Annotated in this window: 32 protein-coding genes; 4 read left to right on the forward strand and 28 right to left on the reverse strand. The window is 72.2% G+C overall.

Annotated elements, in window-relative coordinates; genetic code table 11:
* The 18 genes from ABT093_RS37890 to ABT093_RS37975 all read right to left on the reverse strand — a co-directional run.
* Window positions 1–212, reverse strand: a 212-nt coding sequence (locus ABT093_RS37890; RefSeq protein WP_350572030.1) for a hypothetical protein, incomplete at its 3' end; no start/stop codon positions are given.
* A gap of 56 nt (window positions 213–268) precedes the next feature.
* The gene (locus tag ABT093_RS37895) at window positions 269–1,687 is read right to left on the reverse strand and encodes a phage major capsid family protein (RefSeq protein WP_350572031.1); all 1,419 of its coding nucleotides are present in this window, start codon (window positions 1,685–1,687) and stop codon (window positions 269–271) included.
* 121 nt (window positions 1,688–1,808) lie between these two features.
* A complete protein-coding gene (locus ABT093_RS37900; RefSeq protein WP_350572032.1) occupies window positions 1,809–2,630 on the reverse strand; it encodes an HK97 family phage prohead protease in 822 nt (273 codons plus the stop codon).
* On the reverse strand, window positions 2,627–3,811 hold the full coding sequence (locus ABT093_RS37905; protein WP_350572033.1) for a phage portal protein: 1,185 nt from the start codon (window positions 3,809–3,811) through the stop codon (window positions 2,627–2,629). The genes ABT093_RS37900 and ABT093_RS37905 overlap by 4 nt, the downstream gene beginning before the upstream one ends.
* Entirely contained in the window at window positions 3,808–3,984 is a 177-nt protein-coding gene (locus ABT093_RS37910; protein WP_350572034.1) for a hypothetical protein, read from the reverse strand. Before ABT093_RS37910 ends, ABT093_RS37905 begins: the two co-directional genes overlap by 4 nt.
* A gap of 11 nt (window positions 3,985–3,995) precedes the next feature.
* Complete coding sequence (locus tag ABT093_RS37915) at window positions 3,996–5,453, reverse strand: terminase large subunit domain-containing protein (protein WP_350572035.1); 1,458 nt, start codon at window positions 5,451–5,453, stop codon at window positions 3,996–3,998.
* Window positions 5,413–5,688, reverse strand: coding sequence for a hypothetical protein (locus tag ABT093_RS37920; protein ID WP_350572036.1), 276 nt, complete (start codon window positions 5,686–5,688; stop codon window positions 5,413–5,415). Before ABT093_RS37920 ends, ABT093_RS37915 begins: the two co-directional genes overlap by 41 nt.
* A gap of 114 nt (window positions 5,689–5,802) precedes the next feature.
* Window positions 5,803–6,087 (reverse strand): HNH endonuclease, encoded by a 285-nt coding sequence (locus ABT093_RS37925; protein ID WP_350572037.1) that lies wholly within the window; start codon window positions 6,085–6,087, stop codon window positions 5,803–5,805.
* A 76-nt stretch (window positions 6,088–6,163) separates the two neighbouring features.
* Window positions 6,164–6,778 carry a hypothetical protein gene (locus ABT093_RS37930; protein WP_350572038.1) on the reverse strand — a complete coding sequence of 205 codons (615 nt, stop codon included), beginning with the start codon at window positions 6,776–6,778 and terminating at the stop codon, window positions 6,164–6,166.
* Between the two features lie 23 nt (window positions 6,779–6,801).
* A complete protein-coding gene (locus ABT093_RS37935; RefSeq protein ID WP_350572039.1) occupies window positions 6,802–7,233 on the reverse strand; it encodes a hypothetical protein in 432 nt (143 codons plus the stop codon).
* Between the two features lie 124 nt (window positions 7,234–7,357).
* Window positions 7,358–7,570 carry a MerR family transcriptional regulator gene (locus tag ABT093_RS37940; RefSeq protein WP_350572040.1) on the reverse strand — a complete coding sequence of 71 codons (213 nt, stop codon included), beginning with the start codon at window positions 7,568–7,570 and terminating at the stop codon, window positions 7,358–7,360.
* 177 nt (window positions 7,571–7,747) lie between these two features.
* Window positions 7,748–8,809, reverse strand: coding sequence for a hypothetical protein (locus ABT093_RS37945; RefSeq protein ID WP_350572041.1), 1,062 nt, complete (start codon window positions 8,807–8,809; stop codon window positions 7,748–7,750).
* Entirely contained in the window at window positions 8,809–9,228 is a 420-nt protein-coding gene (locus ABT093_RS37950; protein ID WP_350572042.1) for a hypothetical protein, read from the reverse strand. The genes ABT093_RS37945 and ABT093_RS37950 overlap by 1 nt, the downstream gene beginning before the upstream one ends.
* A 17-nt stretch (window positions 9,229–9,245) precedes the next feature.
* Window positions 9,246–10,349, reverse strand: a complete 1,104-nt coding sequence (locus ABT093_RS37955; protein WP_350572043.1) for a hypothetical protein — start codon at window positions 10,347–10,349, stop codon at window positions 9,246–9,248.
* A 90-nt stretch (window positions 10,350–10,439) separates the two neighbouring features.
* A complete protein-coding gene (locus tag ABT093_RS37960; RefSeq protein WP_350572044.1) occupies window positions 10,440–10,616 on the reverse strand; it encodes a hypothetical protein in 177 nt (58 codons plus the stop codon).
* Between the two features lie 95 nt (window positions 10,617–10,711).
* Window positions 10,712–11,740 carry a hypothetical protein gene (locus tag ABT093_RS37965; protein ID WP_350572045.1) on the reverse strand — a complete coding sequence of 343 codons (1,029 nt, stop codon included), beginning with the start codon at window positions 11,738–11,740 and terminating at the stop codon, window positions 10,712–10,714.
* Between the two features lie 188 nt (window positions 11,741–11,928).
* Window positions 11,929–12,240: a hypothetical protein gene (locus ABT093_RS37970; RefSeq protein ID WP_350572046.1), complete on the reverse strand. Its 312-nt coding sequence runs from the start codon at window positions 12,238–12,240 to the stop codon at window positions 11,929–11,931.
* Complete coding sequence (locus tag ABT093_RS37975) at window positions 12,237–12,947, reverse strand: RNA polymerase sigma factor (protein WP_350572047.1); 711 nt, start codon at window positions 12,945–12,947, stop codon at window positions 12,237–12,239. The genes ABT093_RS37970 and ABT093_RS37975 overlap by 4 nt, the downstream gene beginning before the upstream one ends.
* A gap of 176 nt (window positions 12,948–13,123) precedes the next feature.
* Here ABT093_RS37975 and ABT093_RS37980 point away from each other — a divergent pair, with 176 nt between their 5' ends.
* Window positions 13,124–13,309 (forward strand): hypothetical protein, encoded by a 186-nt coding sequence (locus ABT093_RS37980; RefSeq protein WP_350572048.1) that lies wholly within the window; start codon window positions 13,124–13,126, stop codon window positions 13,307–13,309.
* A gap of 1 nt (window position 13,310) precedes the next feature.
* On the opposite strand, the gene ABT093_RS37985 is transcribed toward ABT093_RS37980, so the two are convergent.
* From ABT093_RS37985 to ABT093_RS38030, 10 genes are all read right to left on the reverse strand, one after another.
* Window positions 13,311–13,922, reverse strand: a complete 612-nt coding sequence (locus ABT093_RS37985) for a hypothetical protein (RefSeq protein ID WP_350572049.1) — start codon at window positions 13,920–13,922, stop codon at window positions 13,311–13,313.
* 74 nt (window positions 13,923–13,996) lie between these two features.
* Window positions 13,997–14,329, reverse strand: coding sequence for a hypothetical protein (locus tag ABT093_RS37990; protein ID WP_350572050.1), 333 nt, complete (start codon window positions 14,327–14,329; stop codon window positions 13,997–13,999).
* Window positions 14,330–14,391: 62 nt separating this feature from the next.
* On the reverse strand, window positions 14,392–14,766 hold the full coding sequence (locus tag ABT093_RS37995) for a hypothetical protein (protein ID WP_350572051.1): 375 nt from the start codon (window positions 14,764–14,766) through the stop codon (window positions 14,392–14,394).
* A 58-nt stretch (window positions 14,767–14,824) separates the two neighbouring features.
* Window positions 14,825–15,070: a hypothetical protein gene (locus ABT093_RS38000; RefSeq protein WP_350572052.1), complete on the reverse strand. Its 246-nt coding sequence runs from the start codon at window positions 15,068–15,070 to the stop codon at window positions 14,825–14,827.
* A gap of 54 nt (window positions 15,071–15,124) precedes the next feature.
* A complete protein-coding gene (locus ABT093_RS38005; RefSeq protein ID WP_350572053.1) occupies window positions 15,125–15,427 on the reverse strand; it encodes a hypothetical protein in 303 nt (100 codons plus the stop codon).
* Window positions 15,427–15,726 carry a WhiB family transcriptional regulator gene (locus ABT093_RS38010; protein ID WP_350572054.1) on the reverse strand — a complete coding sequence of 100 codons (300 nt, stop codon included), beginning with the start codon at window positions 15,724–15,726 and terminating at the stop codon, window positions 15,427–15,429. Before ABT093_RS38010 ends, ABT093_RS38005 begins: the two co-directional genes overlap by 1 nt.
* 66 nt (window positions 15,727–15,792) lie before the next feature.
* Window positions 15,793–17,415: a DEAD/DEAH box helicase gene (locus ABT093_RS38015; protein WP_350572055.1), complete on the reverse strand. Its 1,623-nt coding sequence runs from the start codon at window positions 17,413–17,415 to the stop codon at window positions 15,793–15,795.
* Between the two features lie 351 nt (window positions 17,416–17,766).
* Complete coding sequence (locus ABT093_RS38020) at window positions 17,767–20,385, reverse strand: bifunctional DNA primase/polymerase (protein ID WP_350572056.1); 2,619 nt, start codon at window positions 20,383–20,385, stop codon at window positions 17,767–17,769.
* 45 nt (window positions 20,386–20,430) lie between these two features.
* Window positions 20,431–20,730, reverse strand: a complete 300-nt coding sequence (locus tag ABT093_RS38025; protein ID WP_350572057.1) for a hypothetical protein — start codon at window positions 20,728–20,730, stop codon at window positions 20,431–20,433.
* Complete coding sequence (locus tag ABT093_RS38030) at window positions 20,727–21,146, reverse strand: helix-turn-helix domain-containing protein (RefSeq protein WP_350572058.1); 420 nt, start codon at window positions 21,144–21,146, stop codon at window positions 20,727–20,729. The genes ABT093_RS38025 and ABT093_RS38030 overlap by 4 nt, the downstream gene beginning before the upstream one ends.
* Between ABT093_RS38030 and ABT093_RS38035 the strand changes: the two genes are divergently transcribed.
* The 3 genes from ABT093_RS38035 (at window position 21,136) to ABT093_RS38045 (ending at window position 23,306) form a co-directional block, all read left to right on the forward strand.
* On the forward strand, window positions 21,136–21,666 hold the full coding sequence (locus ABT093_RS38035) for a helix-turn-helix domain-containing protein (protein WP_350572059.1): 531 nt from the start codon (window positions 21,136–21,138) through the stop codon (window positions 21,664–21,666). The genes ABT093_RS38030 and ABT093_RS38035 overlap by 11 nt on opposite strands.
* Window positions 21,667–21,753: 87 nt before the next feature.
* Window positions 21,754–21,912 carry a hypothetical protein gene (locus ABT093_RS38040; protein WP_350572060.1) on the forward strand — a complete coding sequence of 53 codons (159 nt, stop codon included), beginning with the start codon at window positions 21,754–21,756 and terminating at the stop codon, window positions 21,910–21,912.
* Between the two features lie 122 nt (window positions 21,913–22,034).
* Window positions 22,035–23,306: a site-specific integrase gene (locus ABT093_RS38045; protein ID WP_350572061.1), complete on the forward strand. Its 1,272-nt coding sequence runs from the start codon at window positions 22,035–22,037 to the stop codon at window positions 23,304–23,306.
* Window positions 23,307–23,438 lie beyond the last annotated feature (132 nt).

A 23,438-nucleotide genomic window follows, 5' to 3' on the forward strand; every position in this document is an offset into this window, starting at 1 on the left:
GCGCCGCCCGCCACGGCCGTCCAGGTGGCGCCGTCGGCGGACTCCTCCAGAGCGACGTCGAGGGTGGGAGTGGTGCCGGTGGCGGCGGTGCAGTGGACGCCGAGCAGCACGGTGGTGGCCTGGCCGGCGGCGGCGATCGGGCCGCTGGTGACCGAGGCCGTCCGCGCGGCGGGGGCGAGGGCGAGGTCGGCGAGGACGGGGCGAAGGGCCATGGCCGGTTCCTGTCTGGGCGGGGCGGCCGGGCCGGTGGGGCCCGGCCGCCGGGGGATCAGAAGGTGGGGGTGACCATGCCGGTGCCGGAGACCTTGCCGGTGCCGTTCGCGTACCGGCCGAAGGTGTACGCGAAGTAGGAGTACGCGACCAGCAGGACGCCGAGGTTGCCCGCCTTGGGCTGCTCGGCGCGGATGAACATCGGCGCGTCCGGGTCCTCCCACAGGTGGCACTCCGAGGACGGGACGACGTACAGCTCGTCCTCGTTGGTGCCCGCGCCGAGGCCGGTGCCGACGTTGTTGTCGACGACGACCTTCAGGCCGGACGGCAAGACGCCGCGCACGCCGCTCGCGTAGGAGCTGGCCGGGTCGGCGGTGCCGCCGGCCTGGGTCGGCAGGCCGGCCCAGTTGATGAGCGGCCAGGTGCTGGACATCTGGCTGGACAGCCAGTACCAGCGGCGCGAGTGCATGACGGCGTGGGTGGGGCTGCCCATCGCGAGAAGGGCCGCCTCCACCCCGGCGGCCGCGCCGAGGATCTTCGGGTACAGCTCGGCGCCGGTGGGCGAGGCGTCGGTGTAGGTGGTGGCCGCGGCGACCGCGCTCAGGCCGGTGGAGGCCTGGTTGAGGAGGGTGGAGTCGAGGACGGTGGCGACCCGGTTGAACAGGTCCTGCATGGTGACGTCCTCGATGCCGCTGCCGCGGTCGATCGCCTGCCGGGAGACGGTCTGCTGGCCGGCCGCGGTCTGCACCGGGATGGTCAGCAGGGTGTCGTCCATGCCGGTCTCGGACACCGCGTCGTTCTCGGCGGCCTGGAGGGCGGCGCTCGACGCGGTGGTGATGCGGGAGATGTTGACCGACATGCCCTGCTCGGGCAGCGGGTGCACGTTGCAGATGTCGGCGAAGGGCCGCAGCGCGGCGGTGGCCGGCGCGTACAGCTCGGTCAGGTACTGCGGGACGGTCAGGCCGGCGAAGTTGCCGGTGCCGACCGCGCGCTGCATGTACTGGGCGCGCTCGACGCGCTCCTCGCGCATGTGCTGGGCCAGGCGGGCCGAGGCCTCGACGTCCTGGAACAGGAACTGCCGGGAGATGTCCATGAGGAACTGCTTGCCGCGGCGGTCGGTGTCCGGGCGGTAGGTGCGCTCCTCGGAGCCGATCCGGGCGACCTGGTCGTAGGCGGGCGTGCGGGTCTGGGTGGGCTGGACGGTGCGCTGGGCTTCGGCACGCTCCTGCTCGTCCGCCTTGACCTTGCGGGCGTTGGCCAGCTTCACGTTGATGCCCGCCTCGTCGGCCTTGGCCTGGTCGCGGGCGGCGAAGCACTGGGAGACGCGCTCGTCCTCCTCCGGGGTGAGGTTGGAGCGGCCCTCCTGCCCGGCCTTGGAGATGATCAGCTCCACCTCCTTGATGGCCTTGGTGCCGCGCTTCTGCGCGGCCTCCAGCTCGACCTCGATGCCGGCGATGAGATCGTCGATGACGGGCATGGTGATGTCCTTCGGTCAGATCGGGTGTGGGTGTGGGCGGCCGCGGGCCGGGCGATCTGCCGGTGCGCGGGCCGGTGCCTCCGGGCGATCTGCCGGACGGCGGGGTGGTCGAGGGGGGCGGTCAGTCCGCAGCCTTGGCGACCAGGAGCTGGGTGGTCAGCAGGGACAGCGACCGGCCCTGCGGCACGGCGGCCGCAGCCGGAACCGGCACGGGGGTGGGCGCCGGCGGCGGGCCGGCGGGCGCGGGCTGGGTGCGCGCGGCGGCGAGGTCGGGCCGCTGGCCGAGCAGCGTGTAGGCCTCGCGGGCCACCAGCGGCGGCAGGCTCGGGATGGACGCCAGGAACTCACCGCTCCGGGCCGCCACCGAGGTGTGCGGGTTCGCGCCGAAGGTGACGGGGCCGACGTCGCCGCGGTCCAGGTCAAACTCCTCGATCCGGTACTCGGTGTAGTCCGGCGACCAGACGCCCCGGGTAATACGGAACTGGAACGACTGCTCGCGCACGTCGTCGTCCTCGATCGCCTGGACGAGCAACTGCACGTCCGACCGCTTCGGGTTGAGGAACGCGCGCTGCCCCAGGCCCTGGCTGTCCTCCCACAGCTCCAGCCGCCCGTTGCGGGTGCCGGCCATCGGGGTGCCCGCGTGGTTGAACCGGAACACCACCTCGGGGTTCTGGCTCAGGGTCTTCTCGGCGGCGCCGAGGGAGACGACTTCGGTGTAGGGCCCGTACCAGTCCCACATCTCGTAGCCACGCTCGTACACCGACGCGTAGCCCTCGACCTGGAAGTACTCCAGGCCGTCGTCGCGCACGGTCTTCTTGGCGCGCAGCTGGGAGGTGAAGCGGACGTCGGCGGCCTCGGGGCGGTCGCGCGGCGTTGCGCGCTGGGCGAGGCCGGCCTGGGCGCGGGACTGGGCGGCGGCGGCCCGCAGGGCTAGCTGGTTCATGGGGTACCTCCGGGCGGAGCGGCAGGCGCGGGCGCCTGGGCGGGCGGCGGGTTGCGGCTGCCGAACAGCCGGTCGAACTCGGCGTACTGGGCCTCGGTGAACGGCTGGCGGTCCAGCAGCATGCGGGCCTCGGACGGGGCGAGGATCCGGGCCTCGATCTGCGTGCGCATGGTCTGCGAGCGGGTCGCCGGGTCCATGCGCAGCAGCGCGTCCGTGTTCAGCTTCACGAACCGCGGCCGGGAGGACAGCCGGCTCAGCGCGTTCTCGCGCCGGACCACGGCCGGGCCCAGGTTCATGATCAGGAACTGGAGGTTGCGCTGGGAGATGTTGGCGTAGGTCAGCGAGGTGCCGCCGACGGCGGCGTCGATGAGGTCGCCCGGGCAGTCGAAGAACCGGGCCACGTCGGCGATCCCGAACTGCTTGGCGTCCACCCAGGCGGAGCCGGCCTGCTCGGCCTGGATCATCTTGTACTCCCAGTCCGCGCCGGCGACGAACAGGTCCCTGTGCGCGGTCGCTGCCTTGAACCGGGACTTGACCTCGGCGGCCTGCTGCGGGGAGATGGCCTTGGCGGTGTTCTTGAGCATCGCGGCCGGCATGCCGCCGGTGCCGAACCAGTCCAGTGCGAAGTCCTGGATGGACAGGTACTCGGCGATCGACCACGCGGCGTAGGCGACCGGGGAGAGGCCCAGCGGGAACCCGGCGACGGTGTACTGCCGCTCGTGCCAGACCTCGGCCGGGTCGTACTCGGTGCGGCCGATCCGGTACGTGGTGATCTCGCCTCCGCTGCCCTTGACGGTGACCTCGCCGAGCGGCACGAGGTCGATGCGGGCCGGGAAGCCGAGGCCGTCCCGTGCGGTGATCAGCCCGAAGGCGTTGCCCGCGCGGTCGAGGTCGAACTGGCTGGAGTAGAGCCACTCCTGCATGTCGACCTTGTCGCCGCCGGGGGTGATCAGCACCGGGGGCTTGGTGACCTCGACCTGGATGCCGTCGACCTTGCGGTAGAGGTCGACCGGCATGGTCGAGATCATGTTTGCCCGCAGGCGCAGGCACGCCCACACCGCGGAGTGCCGCAGCGCGGTCTCGTTGGTCACGCGGGCGGTGCCGCGCACGGCGTCGGGCCGGGGCGGGATCAGCTGCTCGCCGGTCGGGCCCGGCGCGGAGCGGCGGCGGAACAGGCTCACGCGCCGCCACCCCCGTCGGGCCGTCGGGCGGCGAGCCAGGAACCTGCCAGGACCACGGCGCCGGCCACGGCCAGGGACGCCCAGCCGACCAGCAGCCACGCGGCCGCGGCCGCACCTGCGGCGAGCAGCAGCAGGCCGATCACGTCGAGCAGGGTCGTCACGATGGTGCGCATCACGCCCCCTCTCAGAACACGGAGTCGAGTACGTCGTAGTCGTCGTGCACCAGGTGGGCGCGCGACTCGAACGCCCACCGGGCGAGGGTGGCGGCCACCAGCGGGGAGATGTCCACGGTGCTCACCCGCCGGGCCCACGCCCAGGCGTCGCCGAGCGGGCGCGTCTTGGCGCCGCGGATCGCGGCCATGACCGGCTCCTGGCCGATGTGGCGCAGGGTGCCCTGCTTCACGGCGTCGACCAGCTGCCCGCAGCCGGCCGCCACGTCCTGGGCCAGCGGTAGGGCGAGCTGCCCGCGCTCGGGGTGCTCCGGGTCGTCCGGGGCCTCGATGCCGCGCTTGCTCAGCTCGACCAGCAGCGACCCCGCCGGGCCCTTCGCGTCCAGGCCGATCGCCACCGGCTTGTGCCGCTCGCGCAGCTGCACCAGGCGCTCGACCAACCAGTCGGTGCCGGGCCGGCGGTCGACGAGCTCGACGTGCCCGAGGCCGTCCGCGCGCAGCCCGTACATCGCGATCGACGCGAAGTCCCGCGAGGGGGTGACGTCGACGGCGAACGCCACGTCGCCCGAGCGCCGGGACTCGGCGTCGGCCAGGGCCTCCCAGGCCTCCGGGGTCAGCGGGGCGCCGGCGCCGTCGACCAGTCGCGGCAGCCAGGCGCCCAGGCGCTCGGTCATGAACCGCTCGCCGAGGCCGGACGGCAGGGCCTCGCCCCGGACGTACTCCTCGGTGATCCGGCGGCCGAGCGTCGGGTTGCAGGCGTACCAGAGGTCGACGTCCCGGGCGGCCTGGCGGCGCTGCTCGGGGTCGGTCGGGTCGAGGTCGGTCCCCCAGTCCAGGTGCATCATCCTCGGGTCCGCGCCGGACTCGCCGTCCTCGCGCAGGCTGTAGCACCAGGCGTCCGCGCTCTCGGGCGGGGTGCCGAAGAACCAGATTTGCGGGTCCGGGCGGGCCGACATGGTGGGAAGCAGGGCCGCCATCTGGGCCGCGATGATCTCCTGGGCCTCGTCCAGGATGTTCTTGTCGCCGGAGAAGCCGCGGCCGGACCCGCGCGAGCGGGCGATGAACTTCAGGCGGCCCCCGCCGGAGGACCTGCGCAGCTCGATGCCCTGCTCGCCGTTGGCCTGCCAGTACTTGTGAACGTGCCGGTCGAGATCGGGGGTGTTCTCCACCAGCCCCCGCACCCGCCGGTACCCCTCCTCGGCGGTCTTGTACTCGTGGGCCGAGTGGAGGATCAGCTCCTCGCGGGTGAGGAACAGCCACCCCAGCTCCAGGGCCTCAATGATCCCGCCCTTGCCGTTCTGCCGCGGCACCCACACCGAGTTCTTGAACGACGCCCAGGAGCCGTCGGCCCGCTCGCCCAGGCCGTGGGTGAGGACGTACTGCTGCCAGGGGTCGAGGATCAGGCCGGCCGACGCGGCGAGGTCGATGAACTCAGCTGCCGCGCTGCTCGCCGCCGGCGGGTAGGTCGCCACCCTGGGCACCTGCGCGCCGAGCCGCACGGCGGGCGGAGAGGTCGTCAAGCGCGCTCACCTCCCGTCCGCCTGGCAGGGACTCCAGCTCGGCGATCGTGGCCCGCAGCTCCTTCGACAGCTGCGCGACCACCGGCCCCGAGGACTCCTCCAGCTCGGTGGCCAGCTTGTCGCGCACCGCCTCCAGGGCGGCCCGCCGGTCACCCGACGTGACGGCTCCGAGCACGTCGCCGCTCATGATCACCTCGGCTCGAAATCGCGGGGAGAGAGGCGGGGGAATGGGCGCGGGGCCTCCCGGCCGGCCCCGACTAAAAAAGTCGGCGGCCGCGCGGCTCGCGCGCGCGACGGCGCGTCACCACGGCTCCGAGGTCGTGAGCGGCCGCGTGATGGGGCCTGCCCCGCGCTCCTGGTTGCAGTGCCGGCCGCACGTCGGGCACGGGGTCAGCGCGCCGTGCGCCGGGCGCATCAGGTGCGGGTCGACGGGCTGGTCGGGGTGCAGCGAGACCGGGCCGAGGTGGTCCGCCTCACCCGCCCCGGGGTGCCCGCACAGGTGGCAGTGGTCGCCGTAGATCGCGAACATCTGAGCGCGGGCCCGCCGGTAGGGGCGGCCCTTGCGGTGGCGGGTGGCTCCGGCCACAGGGGGGTGCCTCCTCCCGGAGAGGGGGGTGGGGGGTGTTGAGGGGGGTGGGGGGGTGTCCCCCAAGGCCGGCGCGTTACGGGTTCTCCAGCGCGGTGACCCTGCTCTCCAGGCTGGCGATCCGGTTGAGCGCGTCGGTGATGTAGGCGTTCACGACGGTGAACCCGGCCTCCACGGCGGACACCCGGGAGGCGAGCGCGTCGTACGTCGCCTGGGTCCCCCACCCGTCCGCCCCTGCGGGCCCGCGCTCGCCGGGCACACCCTGGACACCCTGCTGGCCCTGGACTCCCTGCGCGCCCTGCGGGCCGGGCGGCCCGGTGACGACGACGTACTCGCCGGCGGTCGGCGCGGTCGGCGCGAGCTCGGCCAGCTTCACCACCGGCGTCGCGGCGGACAGGCTGATCGGATAGCTGCGGCCCGGGGCGTCGTGCCAGCGCTCTGTGACCCGGTATGTCCAGCCGGTCGGCTGGATGCCGGTGGAGTCGACGGCGAGCAGCGACACCGGGCCGGGGCTGCTCGCCCCGTCGTAGACCACGGTGACGGCGCCAGCGAACAGGGCCCCGGCCTGGGCGGCGGTGACGACCGCCGGCTCCGGCTCGAACACGATGCTGCCGCGCCGCACCGACCCGTCCGCCCGCAGCGCGCCGGGCAGCCCCACGCTGACGCTCTGGAGTCCAGCGGGGATGGGCATGTGCTGCTCCTCTCCGGTCGGGACTACGACCTCATGACGGAGTTGAGGAACTGGCGCGCGAACTCGCTGGAGGACGGCGGGTTCACGGTCACCTTCACTTGGGGGGTACGGACGGGTGGCATGAAGCACCCGTCGGGGCCGCGGTCGGGGTCGACGGACACCACGTTGCGGATCGTGCCGCCGGTGGCCCGCGGGTCGGCGACGACATCGATGTAGGTGGTGGCCGTGAGCACCTCCCCGCCGTCACGGGCGAGAAGTCGGCCCTTGGAGTCGTGCACCTGGACAGTGAACGAGATGGTGTCGAGGGTCAGGTGCACATCGGTGATCAGCTCGACCGGCAGGCCCAGCGAGCGGAGCGCGGCGACCATCTGCGCGTGAGTCACCGTGTCGGGCACGCCGGCCGGGACGCTCGGCACTGCGGCTCGGTCGGCGACGGGCTTGGGGGTGGTCGTCACTGGCGTCTCCTCCTGGCATGACGAAGGGCCCCGCGGCTGCTGCCGTGGGGCCCTCGGTGTCTGTGGTCCGCGTGCGTCTGGGCATGCGGCGTCGCTCAAAGCGTGGCGCGGGTGTTCGATCTTGTCAAGCGCCGCGCTGGCCTGGGCGGGTGGGCTTGGCGGCGTGGCGGGCGGCCTGGACGTCGGAGACGCGGTAGATCGGGCGCATCGGGGTGCCGCCGGATCGGGTGAGAATGCCGCGGCGAACCCAGTCGCGGATGGTGGCGGGAGCGACGCCGGCGGCGCGGGCCGCGAGGCTGGTGGTCAAGGAGCCAGGGGGCAGGGACAAGTACTCCATCTGGCCAGTGTGCGGGCATGGCCGAGCCCCCGCCAGCGGGTACTGACGAGGGCTCGGCGGTCGTGCGGCGGTGGGTCAGTCCTCGGTGACGTAGTGGTGGCCGTACCAGCCGTCGTGGCCGCGCTCCTCAACGCGGGTCCAGACCCGGGGGCTCTGGCAGGGCTGCTGCTGGGGTGCTCAGGCGGAGCGAGGCGCGGCCGTCGGCCGCTGGACGACGATCGTTCGGGCGGGGTTGTCAGGGTCGGTACGCATGACGAACCCCTCTCGGGTGGACCACTTCCGGGCGTTGTTGTGGTTGTTGTTGTTGCTCTGACCTGCAACAACAACGGACCCAGGAGCGGCGGCGGGAGGGGAGGGGAGCGGGGGGACGTCGTCGCGGTGGATGCCGGGCACGCTGGTGCCGTCGACCTTGACCCCGTCGCGGTAGCGGATTCCGGCTCCCTGGAGGAGGGCCTTGACGGCTTTTCCGGAGCGCTCCCAGGAGGGGTGCTCGGCGGCCAGGTGAGCGACCACGGTGGAGAGCGCCACGTGGGTGCCGTCGGCGCCGAGGAAGGCCACCGCGCGGGAGGCGTCGGCGGGGGTCGGGAGGGTGGCCGCGGGCGGCTCCTGGGCCTCCTCGACGGGTTCCTCCTCGGTGGCCGGCCCCTCCTCGGAGGAGGGCTTCCGGTCGTCGGCGACGACCTGGTCGCGGCCGGCGGTGGAGGCGCTCTCCTTCGCCTGCTTCTCCTTGGCCGGGGCGTGCATGAGGGCGGCGATCCACCAGCCGCCGAGCAGCAGGCCGATCCCCGGGCCGATCAGGGGGCGGGCGAGGGACCAGACGAGGGGGCCGCCGACGATCAGCAGCAGGGCGGCAGCGCCGGCGGAGTCGCCGAGCTTGCTGCGGGCGGCCTTGCGGTCGGCCTTGGCCAGCTCGGCCGCGACCTCCTTGGCCGCGACCTGGGCCGCCTCCCGGGCGTGGATCATCGCGCGGCGCTTGGCGGGGTCGGCCTCGGCGAGCTTCTTGGCGAACGCGGCCTCCTCGAACGCGGTGGCCTCGGCCGCCAGCTCGGCGGCCTTGGTGCGGAGGTCGGCGGCCTCGGCGCGCCGCTTGAGCTGGGGGGCGGTCAGCTTGCGGATCAGGACCGGGGTGCCGGTCATGAGGCCGGTGACGGGGTAGCAGATGGTGGCGATGATCCGCAGGCGGTGGCCGGCGGTCGCGCGCTCGGTGGGGAACAGCTTCTCCGGGATCAGCTTCTCCATCAGGCCACGACCGAGGTGAGGAGGCTGCCCAGCACGTTGGCGGGCATGGCCCACAGTCCGCCGGCTGCGGCGAACAGCGAGGGGGCCAGGGCGCCGAGGAGGCTGTCCTTCCACGCGCGGGGCGCGAGCCCGAATACGGCGACCGTGGCGAGGGCGGCGGTGGCGCCGGGCCCCCACTCCCCGATCGCCGGGTTGCCCTGGAACGCGTCGTGGAGCTGCTGGCTGATGGTGGGCAGCTGCTGGAACGCGGTGCCCGCGTTGGCCGCGAGCAGTCCGATGCCGTAGGACCAGTAGGGGACGTTGTCCGGCTTGACGTCGATCTTGCCCTTACCGCGGATGCCGACGTAGAGGTAGAAGGTGCCGACGGTGGCGGCGCCGCCGGTGCCCAGGGAGATGAGGCTGGTGGCCGTGCTGCTCATGGTGGGTCTCCTGTCGGTCAGCTGAAGAGGTGCAGGGAGGGGAAGAGGCCGCCGACGCCCAGGGCGACGGCGAGGCCGGAGGCGACCGGGACGCGCAGGAGGACCAGGAGCGCGAGGGGTGCGGGTCCGCGGACCTCGCTGACGCGCAGGCGGCCGAGGTCGCGGGTGAGGAGGTCCAGGGCCCAGCCGAAGAAGGCGATCAGGCCGCCGACCCAGGGGCCGCCGGGGGCGAGGAGCGGCACGAGGCCGATCGCGTAGCCGCCGATGGCGCTGATCGCGGTAAGGGTGCACCAGCGGCGGAACCGGCTGGTGCGGTCGGTGGGACCGGCGACGCGGGCGGCGCGGCGGCGCTGGCGGCGGGCCCGGGCCTGGGCCTCGCGCCGGTCGGCGAGCTGCTGCTGCCGGTGGCGGCGCGCGCGGTCCTCGGGCCTCTCGCCGCGGGCGGCGAGGACCGCGTCCTCCTGGGCGCGGGCGCGCTGGCGCTGCAGCTCGTGCTCGGCCCGGCGGCGCTGGGCGCGCTCGTCGGGGGTCTCGCCGATCCGGTCGGCCAGGAGGTCGACCAGGCCGACCAGGTCGTGGCGCTGGTGGCCGCGTTCGGAGGCGGCCTCGTCGGCGTGGCGCCGGGCCTTCTGCTCCGGGGTTTCGCCGGCGGCGGCGAACTGGGCGTCGCGCAGGGCGCGCTGGGAGTCGCGCAGGGCCTCGTACTCGACCTGCTCGCGGGCCCAGCGCTGTGCCTCGGTCTCGGTGAGGAGCTGGCCGACCTGCTGGCCGACCTCGGAGGCGATGTGGTGGAACTGCTCGGACATGATCCGTCCGACCGGCGCCCAGAACGCGGCCGCGGCGGCCTCCATGGACGGCCGGGCGGCGCCCTGGTCGCCGGGGGCGGCGCCGAGCGGGATCGGGGTGTGCACGGGGGTGGGGCCAGCCTTGCGCCACCACTCCGGGCCGGTGATCGGGACGGCGGAGGCCTGGCCGGTCGGGGCCTGGGGCGGGACGGTCGGCGGTGTCGAGGGCATCGGCGGCGCGGTGGGCTCCGGCGGAACGGGGGTGGTGGGGGCGGTGTAGGCGGCGAGCCTCTGCAGGAGGCCCGCGAGGTCGTCGTCCCAGTCGGGTGTGGTCACCGGGACCACCGCCGGGCAAGCTCGCGAATGCCCCAGAGGATGAGACCGGCGTCGGCCGTGCCGAACAGGGCCAGGAGCAGGATCGCCATGTCAGCTCCAGTCCTTGGGGAGTCGGGCGGGGCGGCCGCCGCGGGCCAGCCACTTCGCGGTGGCGGCGTCGATGCGGCGGATCTCGCGCTCGCGACGGCGGCGCTCGGTGGGCGTGCGGCCGGCCGGGCTCGCGTCGGCGGCGGCCGGGGGGTTGGTGCTCTTCGGCCAGAAGGCCATGGCGTCTCCAGGTGACGGAGTCGAAGCGATGGGGCCCAGGGGGCAGAAGCCGGCCGAGCGTGGGCGGGAGGCGCCCGCCCACGCGGCGCGGCGCTTCAACCGGCGACGCGGTCGACGAGTCGGCGGACGGTGTCGCGCTTCACGTCGGGGCCGTGGACGCGGCGGACAGCGGACAGGACAGCGTCCACGTCCTCGCCGTGGGTCCGGACAGCAGCGCGGACGGTGTCCGTGATGGTGTCGTCCGGGCTGTGGGGAACGAGCGACAGCACGTCCCCTGAGCTGCTGTCATGCCTGTCCGTCTGCTGTCCGGACAGGAGGCGGACGGTGTCCGCGTCGGTCTCGATACCGATCCGGGCGAGTTGCTCGACGATGTCCTCGGGCCAGGCGCCCGGGCTGACCTCGATGGCCGCGCGGACAGCGGAGCGGACAGTCGGCGAGACGGGGGCGGGCTGTCCGGACGGCTTGTCCGGGTCCGGTCCGGGCTCGATGGCAGGGGCCGCGGTGTAGGCGGCGCGGTATGCGGCGGCCTGGGCACGGGAGCGCAGCAGCTCGACGCCCAGGCGTGCGTCGAGGAGTTCGGCGTCGGCGCTCTCGCGGCGCTCGCGCACCCAGGCCTGGGCCATCGGCGACAGGGGTTTCGTCGTGTGGGCGATGACGAGGCTCCAGACGATTTTGGCGATCGCGGAGACGCCGGCGCCGATGATGCCGGTGGCGAAGGCGTGCTCGGCATCGGACAGCAAACCGTGGACGCAGACGGCGGCCATCGCGATGACCAGGGCGATCCAGCCGAAGGTGCGGGGCGGGCCGGCTTTGTCCGGGTCGTCGCGGGCGAGCCACTCCAGGATCATGCAGATGATCCACGCGGCGTCGAAGGCGGTGGCAGCGCCGTAGGCGATGACGGGGTCGACGGCGCCGGCCAGGAGGTCTCCGATCGAGGCGGTGGACCAGGCGACGGCGACGACCAGGAGGACGCCGGTGGCGGTGGCGGCGGCGGTGAGGCCGCCGCGGCGCCAGTCGCGCGGGACCTGGACGGGGTAGGTCTCGGTGTCGGTGCGGGTGGTGCCGTCGGGGGCGGTCCAGGTGATGGGGCGCTCGCACTGGACGGTGCGGGTGAGGATGGGCACGGTGGCTCCGGGGATGGTGGTGTGGTGGCCCGGGGCCGAGGGGTGTCTGCACCTCGGCCCCGGGCGGTGAGTGGGGCGGTGGCCACGGCGCGCGGGGGCGCTGGCACTTCCGCCAGGGGCGTTACGTCAGCGGAGGACCGGCGTGTGGTTGCGCCAGTTGCCGCCGCAGCCGCACAGGTAGGGCGCGGTCACTCGCCGGCGTCCGGCGCGTCGAGGAGCGTCCAGCACTCGACCGGGACGCCGTTGACCTCGGTGGTCAGGCTCCAGTGAGTGCGCCCGTTGCTGCGCGGCTCGGAGGCGAGCTCGGCCCCGAGGACCGTGGCCCAGGCCTCCAGGCCCGGCAGGTCCCGGTGGAGGCGCACGTCGATCGTTGGCTCGCAGGGCGACCACGCCGCGCAGTTGACCGTGATCCCGGTCGGCAGCGGCGTGAGGACGGCGAGCAGCCGGCCGACGGCGTCGTGCCCGGCCTTGTAGGCGGCGCGGTGGTCGTTGAGGTTCACGCGGCGGCCGCCGTCCGGCTCGGGGTGGGCTTGGGCCGGCCGACGGTGGCCGGGGTGCGGCGCAGGGTCTTGCCGGGGTCGCGCTTGGGCAGCGGTTCGTCGGCGGCGAGCGTGGCCTCGGCGTTCCACTCGGCGCGGGCCCGGGCGGCGGCGAGCGCGGCCGCAGCGAAGTCGTCGAGCGCGGCCTGGCGCAGGAGCGCGGTCCGGTCGCGGCGGATCTCCGCCAGGGTGATCGCCTCGGGGTCAGTCGCGTTCGCGAGCGTGCCGCACGCGGCGGCGTACCGCTGGGTGAGCGTCTTGTAGGCGGTGCACGCCTCGGTGAGGGCCTGTTCGGCCTGCTCGACCTCGGCCAGCAGCGCGCCGAGGTGCGGCGTGAAGGCGGGGCCGGCCGCGATGTTCACGGTGGACTCGGCGAAGTCGGTGGCCGACTCCCAGGCGGAGCGCCGCTCGAAGTGCGCGCTGATGGCGCGCTGGGCGATGGTCTGGAGCAGGGCGCGGGGGTACTTGACCTGCAGGCCGCTCTGCAGGCCGCGCCAGAGGCTGAGGAACGTCTCGCTGGCGAGGTCCTCGGCGAGGGCGTGGTCGGTGCGGAAGAGCCGCCGGGCGATGTACGTGGTGATCTGCTGGGAGTGGGTCCGGTAGATCGCCTCGAACTGCTGGCGGGGGGCGGGCGTCGGCGCGGCCGACAGCGTGGGAGCATTGCTCACAGCTGGTCTCCTTGTTCGTGCAAGGGTTCCGGTTAGGCCCTGCCTTGGTGATGGCGTCACCTTGGTGGGGCCGTTCTGCTGGGGGAAATCCCCCGGTGTCATGACACCTAGCGTAGCCCTGGTGTCATGACACCGCAAGGGCTAGCCTCAGATGTCGTGACGAGAGTGGAGACCTGATGCCGAACGTCGAGAAGACGCCCCGCCAGACCATCCGGGTCGAGAAAGAGCTCTGGGCGGCCGCTGGCCAAGCGGTCGGCCCGCGCAACCGGGGCGCCGTGATTCGCGACTTCCTTCGGTGGCTGACCTACGAGACGGACGAGGCGCCGGTGCGGCCGCCCCGGCCGACCAAGCCGGGAAACTGAGTCAGCTGGCCTTCGCCAGGTCGAGCCACGCGGCTGGCGGGTAGGCCGTCGCGCACCAGGCGCACCGGATCTCCGGCACTCCGGGCATCGCTCGAAGGACCGCACCGCACACCTCGCCGTCCACCTGGGCTGTGCAGTTGCCGGCCCGCACCGTGCGCTCGCGCGGGTCCACGATGCTGAGCGCGGCGGCGTGGTGCTCGCGGACCTCGTCCACGAACTGGCCGGCCTCGGGCCAGGCTTGCGCCATGGCGGGCAGCTGCTCGCGCAGGGCCCGCACCGCGCGCAGCAGCCGGCCCCGGTAGGTCCCGAACGGGGCCGGCCACCGGATCCCGGCGTCCTCGCACCAGGCCTGCCGCCACTGCTCCAGCACGGTGACCATCCCACCCGGACCCCGGATGTCCAGCACCTCCTCCGTCACCGGCATCGGCGCGTCCGGGCTGGCGCTGCGAGTGCCCACCGCGGTGGACACCTGGGAGGACGGGCGCAGCCAGTCCTCCAGGACCTCGTACAGGCCCGGCAGTTCCCGCAGGCAGCTGTCGGCGCGGTCGACGCACAGCCGGCACAGGCAGGCGCCGTACCGCGTCGGGGTGTCGCAGGAGAGGCAGGTGGTCACAAGTACCTCCGAGGCGTGGCTGGTAGGGCAGGGGTGCTGGCCTGCCGACCGGGACGGCAGGCCAGCGGGGCGGGTCAGGTGCAGTTCGCGGCGAGGACCCAGCCCGGTGCCGGCATATCCTCCGGCGGCAGGCCGAGGGCCTCCCACGCGGTACGCAGTTGGACATTCCGGTGGAAGGCGTGGCCGGAGTGCAGTTCGCCGGCCCGCACGGTGTCCGGAGTGCCCAGGTCGGCGGAGACGTAGTAGGCCGTCAGGTAGCGGGTGCCGCCGGACCGGGTGCCAGCCCACGCGTGGCCGAGGCGGGCAAGGTCCGGGTCAGAGGCGATGATGCGATCGACCTGGTCGTCCTCTATCTCAGCGGGGAGAGCGACGCCGTACAGAAGGCGGGCGCTGGTCTGCATGCCCACGGTGACCTCCTTGGGGTGAAGGCCGCCCGCACGGTGGCGGGCGGCCGGTGGCGGGCAGTCGGTCAGTTGGCGGGCGGCAGGGGCAGGCCCTGGGCGACGTGGCCGATGCGGAGGGCGATCTGCCCGGGTGCACCCAGCGTGCCGCCGCACCCGAGGTCCTGGAGCTGCTCGTTACTGCCGTCCGCGCGGAGGCTGGCGTACTGCCATCCCGTCTCCGTCGACCAGGCGACGAGCAAGCCGTGCGGGTAGGTGTCGGCGTCGACGAGCGGGTGCTCGGGCCGCCAGGTGAGGACGGCGGAGGGGACGGTGGTGATGCCGTCCTCGGCGAGCTCGTCGCAGTCGCGAATGTCAATGTCGGAGGGGCTGAGGCCGACGGCGTCGAGCATGTCTTCGACCTCGTAGAGGTACGCCTCGGCCTGGTCCATGGTCATGGTCACGATGGGTCTCCTTCGGAGCGGGGCCTGCCGCCGGGCGACGGCAGGCCGGCGGGGTGGGTCAGCGGGCAGCGTCGACGGCGTCCGACGCGGCGGCGATCACGCGAGCCGCGTCCTCGCCGTGGGCCAGGCCCTGCTCGAAGGCGTACTCGGCGATGTCCATCGGCCAGCGGGGATCGTAGAAGTCGATGACGACGACGCCGCCGTCCTGGACGACGGTGTTGCTGCGGCCGCCGTACGGGGCGTGTTCGGCGACGACGTTGGCGGCGGCCTCGGCGTCAAGGCAGGTGAGTCGGGTGGTGGCCACGGTGGCCTCCTTCGTGGTCGGGCCGCCCGCGCGCTGGCGGGCGGTCGGCGGGCGTCAGGAGAAGGTCAGGGAGAGCTGCTCCGGTCCGGGGTCATCTGGTGGCGGGGTCGTCGCCCGGAGCGGCAGGGTTGATCGAAGGCCTTCCTCAGCCCTGCTGATGCCGTAGTAGGTGAACCCGATGTCGCGCAGGAACGCGGTTCCCTGGTCCAGCAGTTCGTGCGTCAGCCGCGTGGCTGCGAGGGGCGCGACGCTCTCTCGAAGGAGGCTGCTGATCTGGTTGGCGGAGTAGCCGGCACGCTGGAGGACGAGGGCGGCCGTGCGTCGTGCGTCCGGGCTCAAGCGAACGGGGCGGGCCATCAGCCGTTCACATCCGCAGCGGTGAGGCGGCCCGCCGCGTCGGCGGTGTGGGTGCGCCGACGTTCCGCCGGGGTCTCCCCGCCGCACACGCCGGCCTGGCCGGTGGCCCGGGCCCAGGAGCGGCAGGCGAGCATGTACGGGCAGTCGTGGCAGAGGTCCGCAGCCAGCAGCTGCTCCGCGTGGACGGGCGAGTTCCACAGGTCCGGGTCGGTGGTACGGCAGGACAGGACCTGGTCGTCGACGTTCAGAGGCAGCGGGGACGCGGCGCGCACCGATCCGGGGGTGATCGCGGTGGTCATCGGGTTCTCCTCTCTGGGTGGTTGGATGGGAGCCGGGCGGGCCTACTAGGGGTGGGCCCGCCCGCCTCAAGCAGCGACGGCGGCGGACGCCCGGACCCACGGGTCGAGCAGCGCAGTCGCCTGGGCGATGTCGAGCGCGTCGGAGACGTCGCCGGCGGTCCATCCGGGGCCGACCCGCACCCGCCGGTAGCGGCACATGGCCAACTGCTTCGGGGACGCCGGGCGGGCCCGCCAGGCGGAGTCGCGCAGAGTCAGAGCGTGGCCCTCGCGGCTGCGGGCGCCGATCTCGGCCCACCGCATCGCGTCGGCCTGGGTGAAGTCGTGGTCAAGGCTCGGGGGCTGGACACCGCCGTCCTGGGACCAGCGGCGGATCCGGTAGAGACCGGCCGCACTCGGCACGAGGAAGTACAGGCTGCGGCCGGCCGGGATGAACCAGATACCACCGCTGGTCCGGAGCCAGCGCACCCGGGAGTGGTGGAACAGATCGACGTCCTCCCAGCCGACCGCGATCGCGGCGCCGGTCACGGGCTGCTCGGGCTCGGGCTCGGCGGGCTCGGCTGCGGCCTCGGCGAGCGACTGGTTCTCGCGCAACGTGCCGACGTCCCGGCCGGTGAGGTCGACGATGGATGCCAGCTTGTGCCGGGTCGAGCTGCCCATCACGTCGAGGACCAGGGCGTCGACCTTTCCGGGCGACGGACGGAGCACGCGGCCGACCATCTGGACGTACAGGCCGGCCGACTTGGTGGGCCGGGCGATCACCGCGCAGGAGGCCCACGGCGCGTCGAAGCCCTCGGTCAGGACCATGCAGTTGGTGAGGACCTGGACGTCACCGGCCTTGTACCGGTCGAGGGTGGTGGTGCGGTCCTCGCGGGGCATGTCGCCCCAGACGGCGGCCGCGGGGATGCCGGCGCCGGTGAGAGCCTCGGCCATGCCGTGGGCGGTGGCGACGGTCGGAGTGAACACCACGCCCCGCCGGTCCGCGGCGTGCTCGACGTAGGCGTCGGCGACGACCCGGGCCGCGCCGGAGTCCTCCAGGGCCTGGCCGAGCTGGCTGTCCTGGAGGTCACCGGCGCGGGTCTTGACCTTGTCGAGGTCGAGGCCACCGACCCGGACCCGCTTGCCGCGGACGTCGACGAGGTGACCGTCGGCCATCAGGTCAAGGATGTCGAGCTTGAACACGATGTCCTGCCAGACGTCGGCGAGGCCTCCGTCGGTGCGGGTCATGGTGGCGGTGAAGCCGGCGACCGGCACGCCCGACCAGGCACCGAAATGATCGAGGACCTCGACGTAAGAGTCGGCGGCGGCGTGGTGGCACTCGTCGACGACGACCAGGCCGACGCCGGTGATCGCGGCCCGCCGCTTCCGCACGGCCAGGGTCTGGATGCTCGCGACGATCACGTCCACGCCGCGGTGCTCGTCCCGGCCAGCCTTGACGACGCCGACCTTCAGGTGCGGGGCGATGGCCCGGATCTTGGCGGCGGCCTGCTGGATGAGCTCTTCGCGGTGCGCGATGACCATGGCCCGGCGGCCGGTCTGCTGGTGCATACGGCTGATCAGGTGGGACAGGACGACGGTCTTCCCGGCGCCGGTCGGCAGGACGACGGCGAGCCGGGTCGCGTTGGCGGCCTGCCAGCCGTCGATGAGCCTGGAGATGGCCTCGCGCTGGTACGGGCGGAGGTCGAAGGACATGGGACACCTCGATTCTGTGCTGGGTGTTTGCGGGGAGTGCGGGAAGTCCGAGAGCGCTTGCGGGTGTTCCGTGCCGGGTCCGCATGGCTTCTGGCCTGGGGCTTTGCGGGTGTGCGGGGAGTTGCGGGGAGTTTTCGTCATCCCCTTGTGACGGAGCCCGATTCGAGTCGTCGTGATCGGTACGTCGCACGTGATGCGCGATGGATGTGTGATGCGCGTGCGGTAGAAGGAGGGGGCCGCAACTCCCCGCAACTCCCCGCACGCCCGCGTTTGCGCTGGTCAGGATCGCTGCGGGGGCCCTGTGAACTCCCCGCAGGTGCGGATGAGACACCCGCACTCCCCGCAGACGGGTCAGCCTGCGTGGACATCGACCCGCCAGAGGTTCACCTTTCGGTGAGAGTCGAAGACCCTGGTCAGCTTGTGGGTGCCGAAATATCGGCCCTCGCGCGCCTTGAGCCAGAGGCCAAGCTGCTTCGTTGACGGGACGTCACCATCCCGCAGGCGCGGAACGTGGTCCGGGAGGCTGCCGATCACCCTCCCGACCTGGACGGGATCAGCACCGAGATGCTCGCGCCACATCTCCAGGAACGCGGTCCACTCGGCGAGCTCGTCGTCCTGGTCGAGCGCGTTGTCCTGGTCGTCGTTGAAGCCGGCGACGCCGAGAAAACCGAGGAGGCCGGCCATCATCGTGGCCCACTCCGAGTAGTCGCCCTTCCGAGTCCGGATCAGCGGGGACCCTGCGGCGAGCCACGCTCGTACGAGCGTCACGAGCGCGGCCACGAGCGTGGAGGCGTTCGTGCGGAGCCAGGGCCGGAGGTCGCCGATCGTGAAGCCGTCGCGCTGGTCCGGATCCGGGCAGTTGGGGTTCAGACGCACCCAGAAGACCCGGCGTCGGTTGTCGCCGCTGGTGCGCAGGGCGTTGCCGGTGGCAACCCACACCCGGTCGTTGCGCATGACCACCCTGCCGGTGGCGCCGAGGACACGGTCGCCCCATTGCTCGTCGGTGAGCAGTGCGGACAGGACGGGGCTCTTCATAACGTGGCCGGTGGGCAGGTTGTCGAACGCCACCACGGGCTGGCCAGTGGTGTAGAGCTGCGTCGTGATGGACTTCCTCAGCTCGGTGTCGTTCTCAGGCCAGGGAGTACCCGCGACCCCGTAGCAGTGCCCCAGCAGGTCCTTCAGCAGGGACTTTCCGGAGCCAGAGGCGGTCGCGGTGATGACGAACATGGGCGTGGGGCCATGAAAGTGCGGGCGCAGGATGGGTGTCAGCAGCGCAGCCAGGTAGTGGGCCCGGTCGGAGTCGGCGACCCACGGGAAGTCGGCGAGCACCTGGCCCAGGACGATCTGGCGGGCGCGGTCCAGACTCTCGGAGGTGACAGCCGGCTGGAGCCGGCGGACCGGCACCCGAGGATGGAGGTAGAGACCAGTCCGGTGGTCGTACCCGGGGTCCGTAAGCAGCGTGCCGTCCGGCCGGACCACGGGGGACGTCACGATGCCGCGCAGGGGCGGCAGAGCCCAGTCCTTCCGGCCGAGGATCGTGCCGCAGCTCTTCGGCATCAGGAGCTCGCGCTCCTCGGTCAGTACGCCGTCCGCGTCCTTCTTCACCACGTAGGTGGTGACGTGGTCCGCGAGGTAGGCGCGCAAGTTGTCCGTCGCCAGCTGGTGGACGACGGGGTCGCCCAGGTCGTCGAGATGCACCCAGCACGGGCCCGACGCCCGCTTGTAGAGATCGGGCAGACGGCCGGTGGCCATGAGCGCGAGGATCCCGTCGATGCCGTCGGCCTCGTTCGTGATGTCGAGCTGCGGTCGATCGGGGACGGCCTGGAGGTGCCGCTCCGGCGCCTCGCCCTCCTCCGGCTCGTACGCGGGGTCGAGGGCGGCCGATCCGTCGGACCACATCTCGACCGGCCGGGCCGGTGCGAGACGGCGGCGCTCCGGCTCGGACCCGTACCCCTGGCGCCGGAGCGCGGCCGCAGCAGCCTTGTGGTCGCCGCCGTGGTGCAGCAGGGCGTAGGCGCCGAACTTGGTGTAGGGCACCTCGGCCTGGAATTCAGAGGAGGTGGTGAAGACGTACAAGCGGTCGGCGGCCAGATCACGGCCGGTCGTCGCCTTCGCCCCGCGGGTGCCGTCGGCCCACCCCCAGTACGTGGTGCGGCCGGTGGTCCGGATCGGGCGGAAGACGCCGTGAAGGATCTCCTCCCACGACGCCCGCTGCTCGAAGTCCTCCCCAGGCCGCAGACCGCCGCCGGGAAGCGGGGGACGGCTGCGACCCGGCGCCGTGGCCGCTGTCTCGGCCTTCGGAAGGGTGTCGACCATACGGCAGACGTCGCGTACGGCCTCCATGAAGTCGGCGGCGACGGTGGGGATGGTGGCCGGCCCTCCGTCGATCCGGACGTACGGTCGGCCGGAGGCGTGGACAGTGCCGTCAGACGGCTCGGTGAGGCCGTACCCGCCCTCGCCGCGTGTCTCGACGAGAACGCGCACGATGCGGCTGTTCGGCTTCTCCGCGAGGCGCTGGCGCTCCTCCGGGGTGTACTCGTGCTCGTGTGCCAGCCGTTGGGCCAGCTTGGCGTTCGGGGGCACCGGAGCGCCACCAACACGGACCCGGTAGTGGACGCCGCCGGACGGCGACTCGGTTGCCCACCCGGTCCGGATGGAGGCCCAGACCTCGCCGAGGCCGGAGGCCTCCATGACCTCGGTGACCTCATCGAGGACGCCTTCACGGACGGCGAGGCCTTCGAACTCGATCATCTCGACTCCGCCGGACACGGCGCCGTAGACGACGGCGATGCCTGCGGCACGCCCGGGGGCGAACCAGCGGTCGTGGTCCTCGGGGGCGGAGCGGGTGACCTTGTACGGCGTCCAGCTGCTGACGGCGGGCGCCTTGCTGCCGTCCGCCTTGATCGGCAGAACGCACAGGCCAGCGTCGTGGAATTCGCGCGCGGCGTCGCGCAGGGTGGTGCTAGTCAACGGAGCAGCTCTCTTCCGGGCTGATGGCGGATCTGCGGCGACGCGTCAGGCCGTGCGTCGCGGGCCGATCGGCGCGGAGTCGAACATCTGGCTGATGGCGAGGATCTGGTCGAGCCTCCAGGTCAGCTTCCCGGCGACACCGGTGAAGGGGACCCGGCGGGCGTACGCCTCCTTTTTCAGCCAGCGCGCCGTGCAGGGCAGGAGGCGGAGCTTCTCGATCTCGTCGGCGGTGTAGTGCCGGACGGCCGCCTCGGTCAGCGGCACCACCGCCCCCACGTCGCTCTTCGAGCCGACCTTGGCCTTCGTCCTGGCCGGGGCCTTGATCTCCTTCACGAGCGTGCTCACGACATCTCCTCTCGGTTGATGGCCGCTACGGGGACGTCCAGCGCTGCCGCTATCTCGCGGAGGCTCTTCTCGCTCGCCCCCGACTCGCCGCGCTCGACGCGCGAGATGAAGGAGCGGTCGAGACCGGACCGCATCGCGAGCTGGCGCAGGCTTACGTTAGAAGCCCTTCGGATGACCCTGATCGCCGTGCCATTCGGTGTCACAAGAGAACGGAACCACAGCTGGGCCTGCGTTGCAAGCTTTTTGGTGACGCTATGACTACATCGCAGTCCTTTGAAGGGCTTGCGATGGAGCGCATGGCCGGCGCCTTGACTACCGTGCACACCCTCTGTGCAACCCAATGCAAGCCTTAAAGCAGGCCAAAGGCTGGATCGGGTCTCGTTGGTTGCATGAGGGTGGTGCATCATGAGCACCATGGACAGAGACTGGGTTCGGCTGGGGCGCATGCTCGCCGCAGCCCGCAAGACCGCCGGCCTGACACAGGGCGAGATGGCCAACCAGTTGGACCTCGCCCGGGCGACCATCCAGAAGATCGAGAGGGGGCACGAGTACGGCAAGGTGACCCCGACCCACCGCGCACTCGCCCGGCGGGTCGGATGGACCGCGGAGAGCGTGGAGGCCGTGCTCGCTGGCGGCGAGCCCGACCGTGCCGATGTTGGCGCACATGCCCCACCGCCCACGACGCCGGAACTCGACAGCGTCCTGGACGAACTCTCCGAGCGCGTTCGGCTTGCGCTGCTTGGCGGCCAGGTCGTCGATGGCGACGTGATCGACCTGGCTCCAGACGACCCCGACTCGGTGGCCGTTCTGATCCTCAAGCGGGGTGCCGCCCGGCCGCCGGCCAGCCCGGAGCGGATGCGGGAAGATCTGCGGAAGTGGAGTCAGCTCCAACGGGCAGCCCGACAGATCTTCTCTGATGACAAGTCAGATTCTTGAATCCTCTTTGCCTACGCCCGACCGTATGATTGGATTCCGTTTACCTGAGTGGGGGGTCACCCATCACAGGTGCACAGGGGCTGCCTCATGCGGATCATGCTCGTACCGGAGATGCCCTACGGAGACGTTTACGTCGAAAGGAGCGGCGACACCGAGCCAACCATCTGGCTGGACGAGAACGTCTACTCGGAGGAGCAGGCTATCTTGCTGGCCCAGAGGCTGGACGGCCCTCCGGAAACCCGCTGATTCACCGGGGCCCGGCCGTTCGCACAGCGCCACCCGTCCGGCACGGCGGGGCCCTATCGTCATGATTGGCCCCGCCGGCCAGACGACGAGAGGGGAACGCTGTGGCGTATGCAGAGAAACGCGTGAGCCAGGCCAAGGGAAAAAAGGGAAAAGCCACTTGGCGGGCACGTTTTAAAAAGCCCGATGGTAGCTGGGACAGCGAACCGGGTTTCCCAACCAAAACGACCGCGCTCGAATACGGCCAGGAGCAGGAAGCGGCCATCCGCGCCGGCACGTGGATCGATCCGAAGCTGGGCCGAGTCTCATTCGGAGAATGGGCGCTGGAATGGCTCCAGGCGCAGTCTCCTCGCGGCCGAACCACCGACAACCGGTGGAACCTCCTGGAATCCCACCTTCTCCCCCGTTGGCGGGACACGGCGCTGATCGCGTTCAACTGGTTCGAGGTCGAGGCCTGGGCCCGCGGACTGGCCGGCACGGTGGCGGAGAGCACGATCCGGGACGCGGTCGGGCTGCTCTCACGGATCCTCACCGGCGCCGTGGACGCTCGACGGATCCCGATCAACCACCTCTACAACCGGCGCCTGACGGGCGTGGACGCCGCCTCAGCGGCGCGGCGCGGCGTCCAGGCGGCTCCTGCAAAGCCGCCGGTGGCGCCGTATGCGACCACGGAGACCGTCCTGCGGCTCGCGCGGCGACTCGGCCCGCTCTACGGTCTCCATGTCCTCACCACGGCGTTTGCCGGCCCTCGCTGGGAAGAGCTCGTGGGGTTGCACCGCGACAACGCCCTGTTGACTCGGGCCGAGGCCGACGAGAACGGAGGCATGTTCACCTGCCCGATCATCCGGATCGACGCCGAGATCGGCGCCCTGGCCGAGTACGCCAAGCGCGACCCGGAGACAGGCAAGCGGACCGCCTTCCGGGGCATCGAGCCGCTGAAGAACCCGCAGTCGGCACGAGACATCGACCTGCCCCCCTTCCTCGCAGACCTCCTCCAGCAGCACCTGGACGCCAGGCCGCATGAGTACGTCTTCACCACTGCCAAGGGCAAGTGGTGGTGGAGGAACGCGTGGTACGAGATCATCCGCCCGGCCGCTGACGGCCGTCCTGCCCGGCCACCCGGGCGCGGGCGGCCGGCCTGCGAGGAGTGGGAGCCCCTTCACCCGGGGCTGACGATGCGTCGGCTCCGGCACACCCACGACACCTGGCAGGCCGAGGAGGACGTGCACCCGCTGCTCCAGCATGAGCAGGCCGGGCACAAGTACCCTGGGATCAAGGGCGTGTACCAGCACCCCACGCCCTCCATGCGCCGGCACCGGCTCGCCGCGTTCGAGCGGCGGTACGAGCGGACGATGGAGGCCCTGGGCTGGAACCAGATCTGGGAGACTCAGAAATGATCTCCCAAATATCCCCCAGATGATCATGGTATCGAGGTTTCAGCGCTCCGACTGACGGACCGCACTGCTGGTCAGCGGCTCCGAAGCGATCGCCTCATGGTGACGGATCACCTCAGCGATGATGAAGTTGAG

This window comes from Kitasatospora sp. NPDC002551, from assembly GCF_040296005.1.
Lineage (GTDB): Bacteria > Actinomycetota > Actinomycetes > Streptomycetales > Streptomycetaceae > Kitasatospora.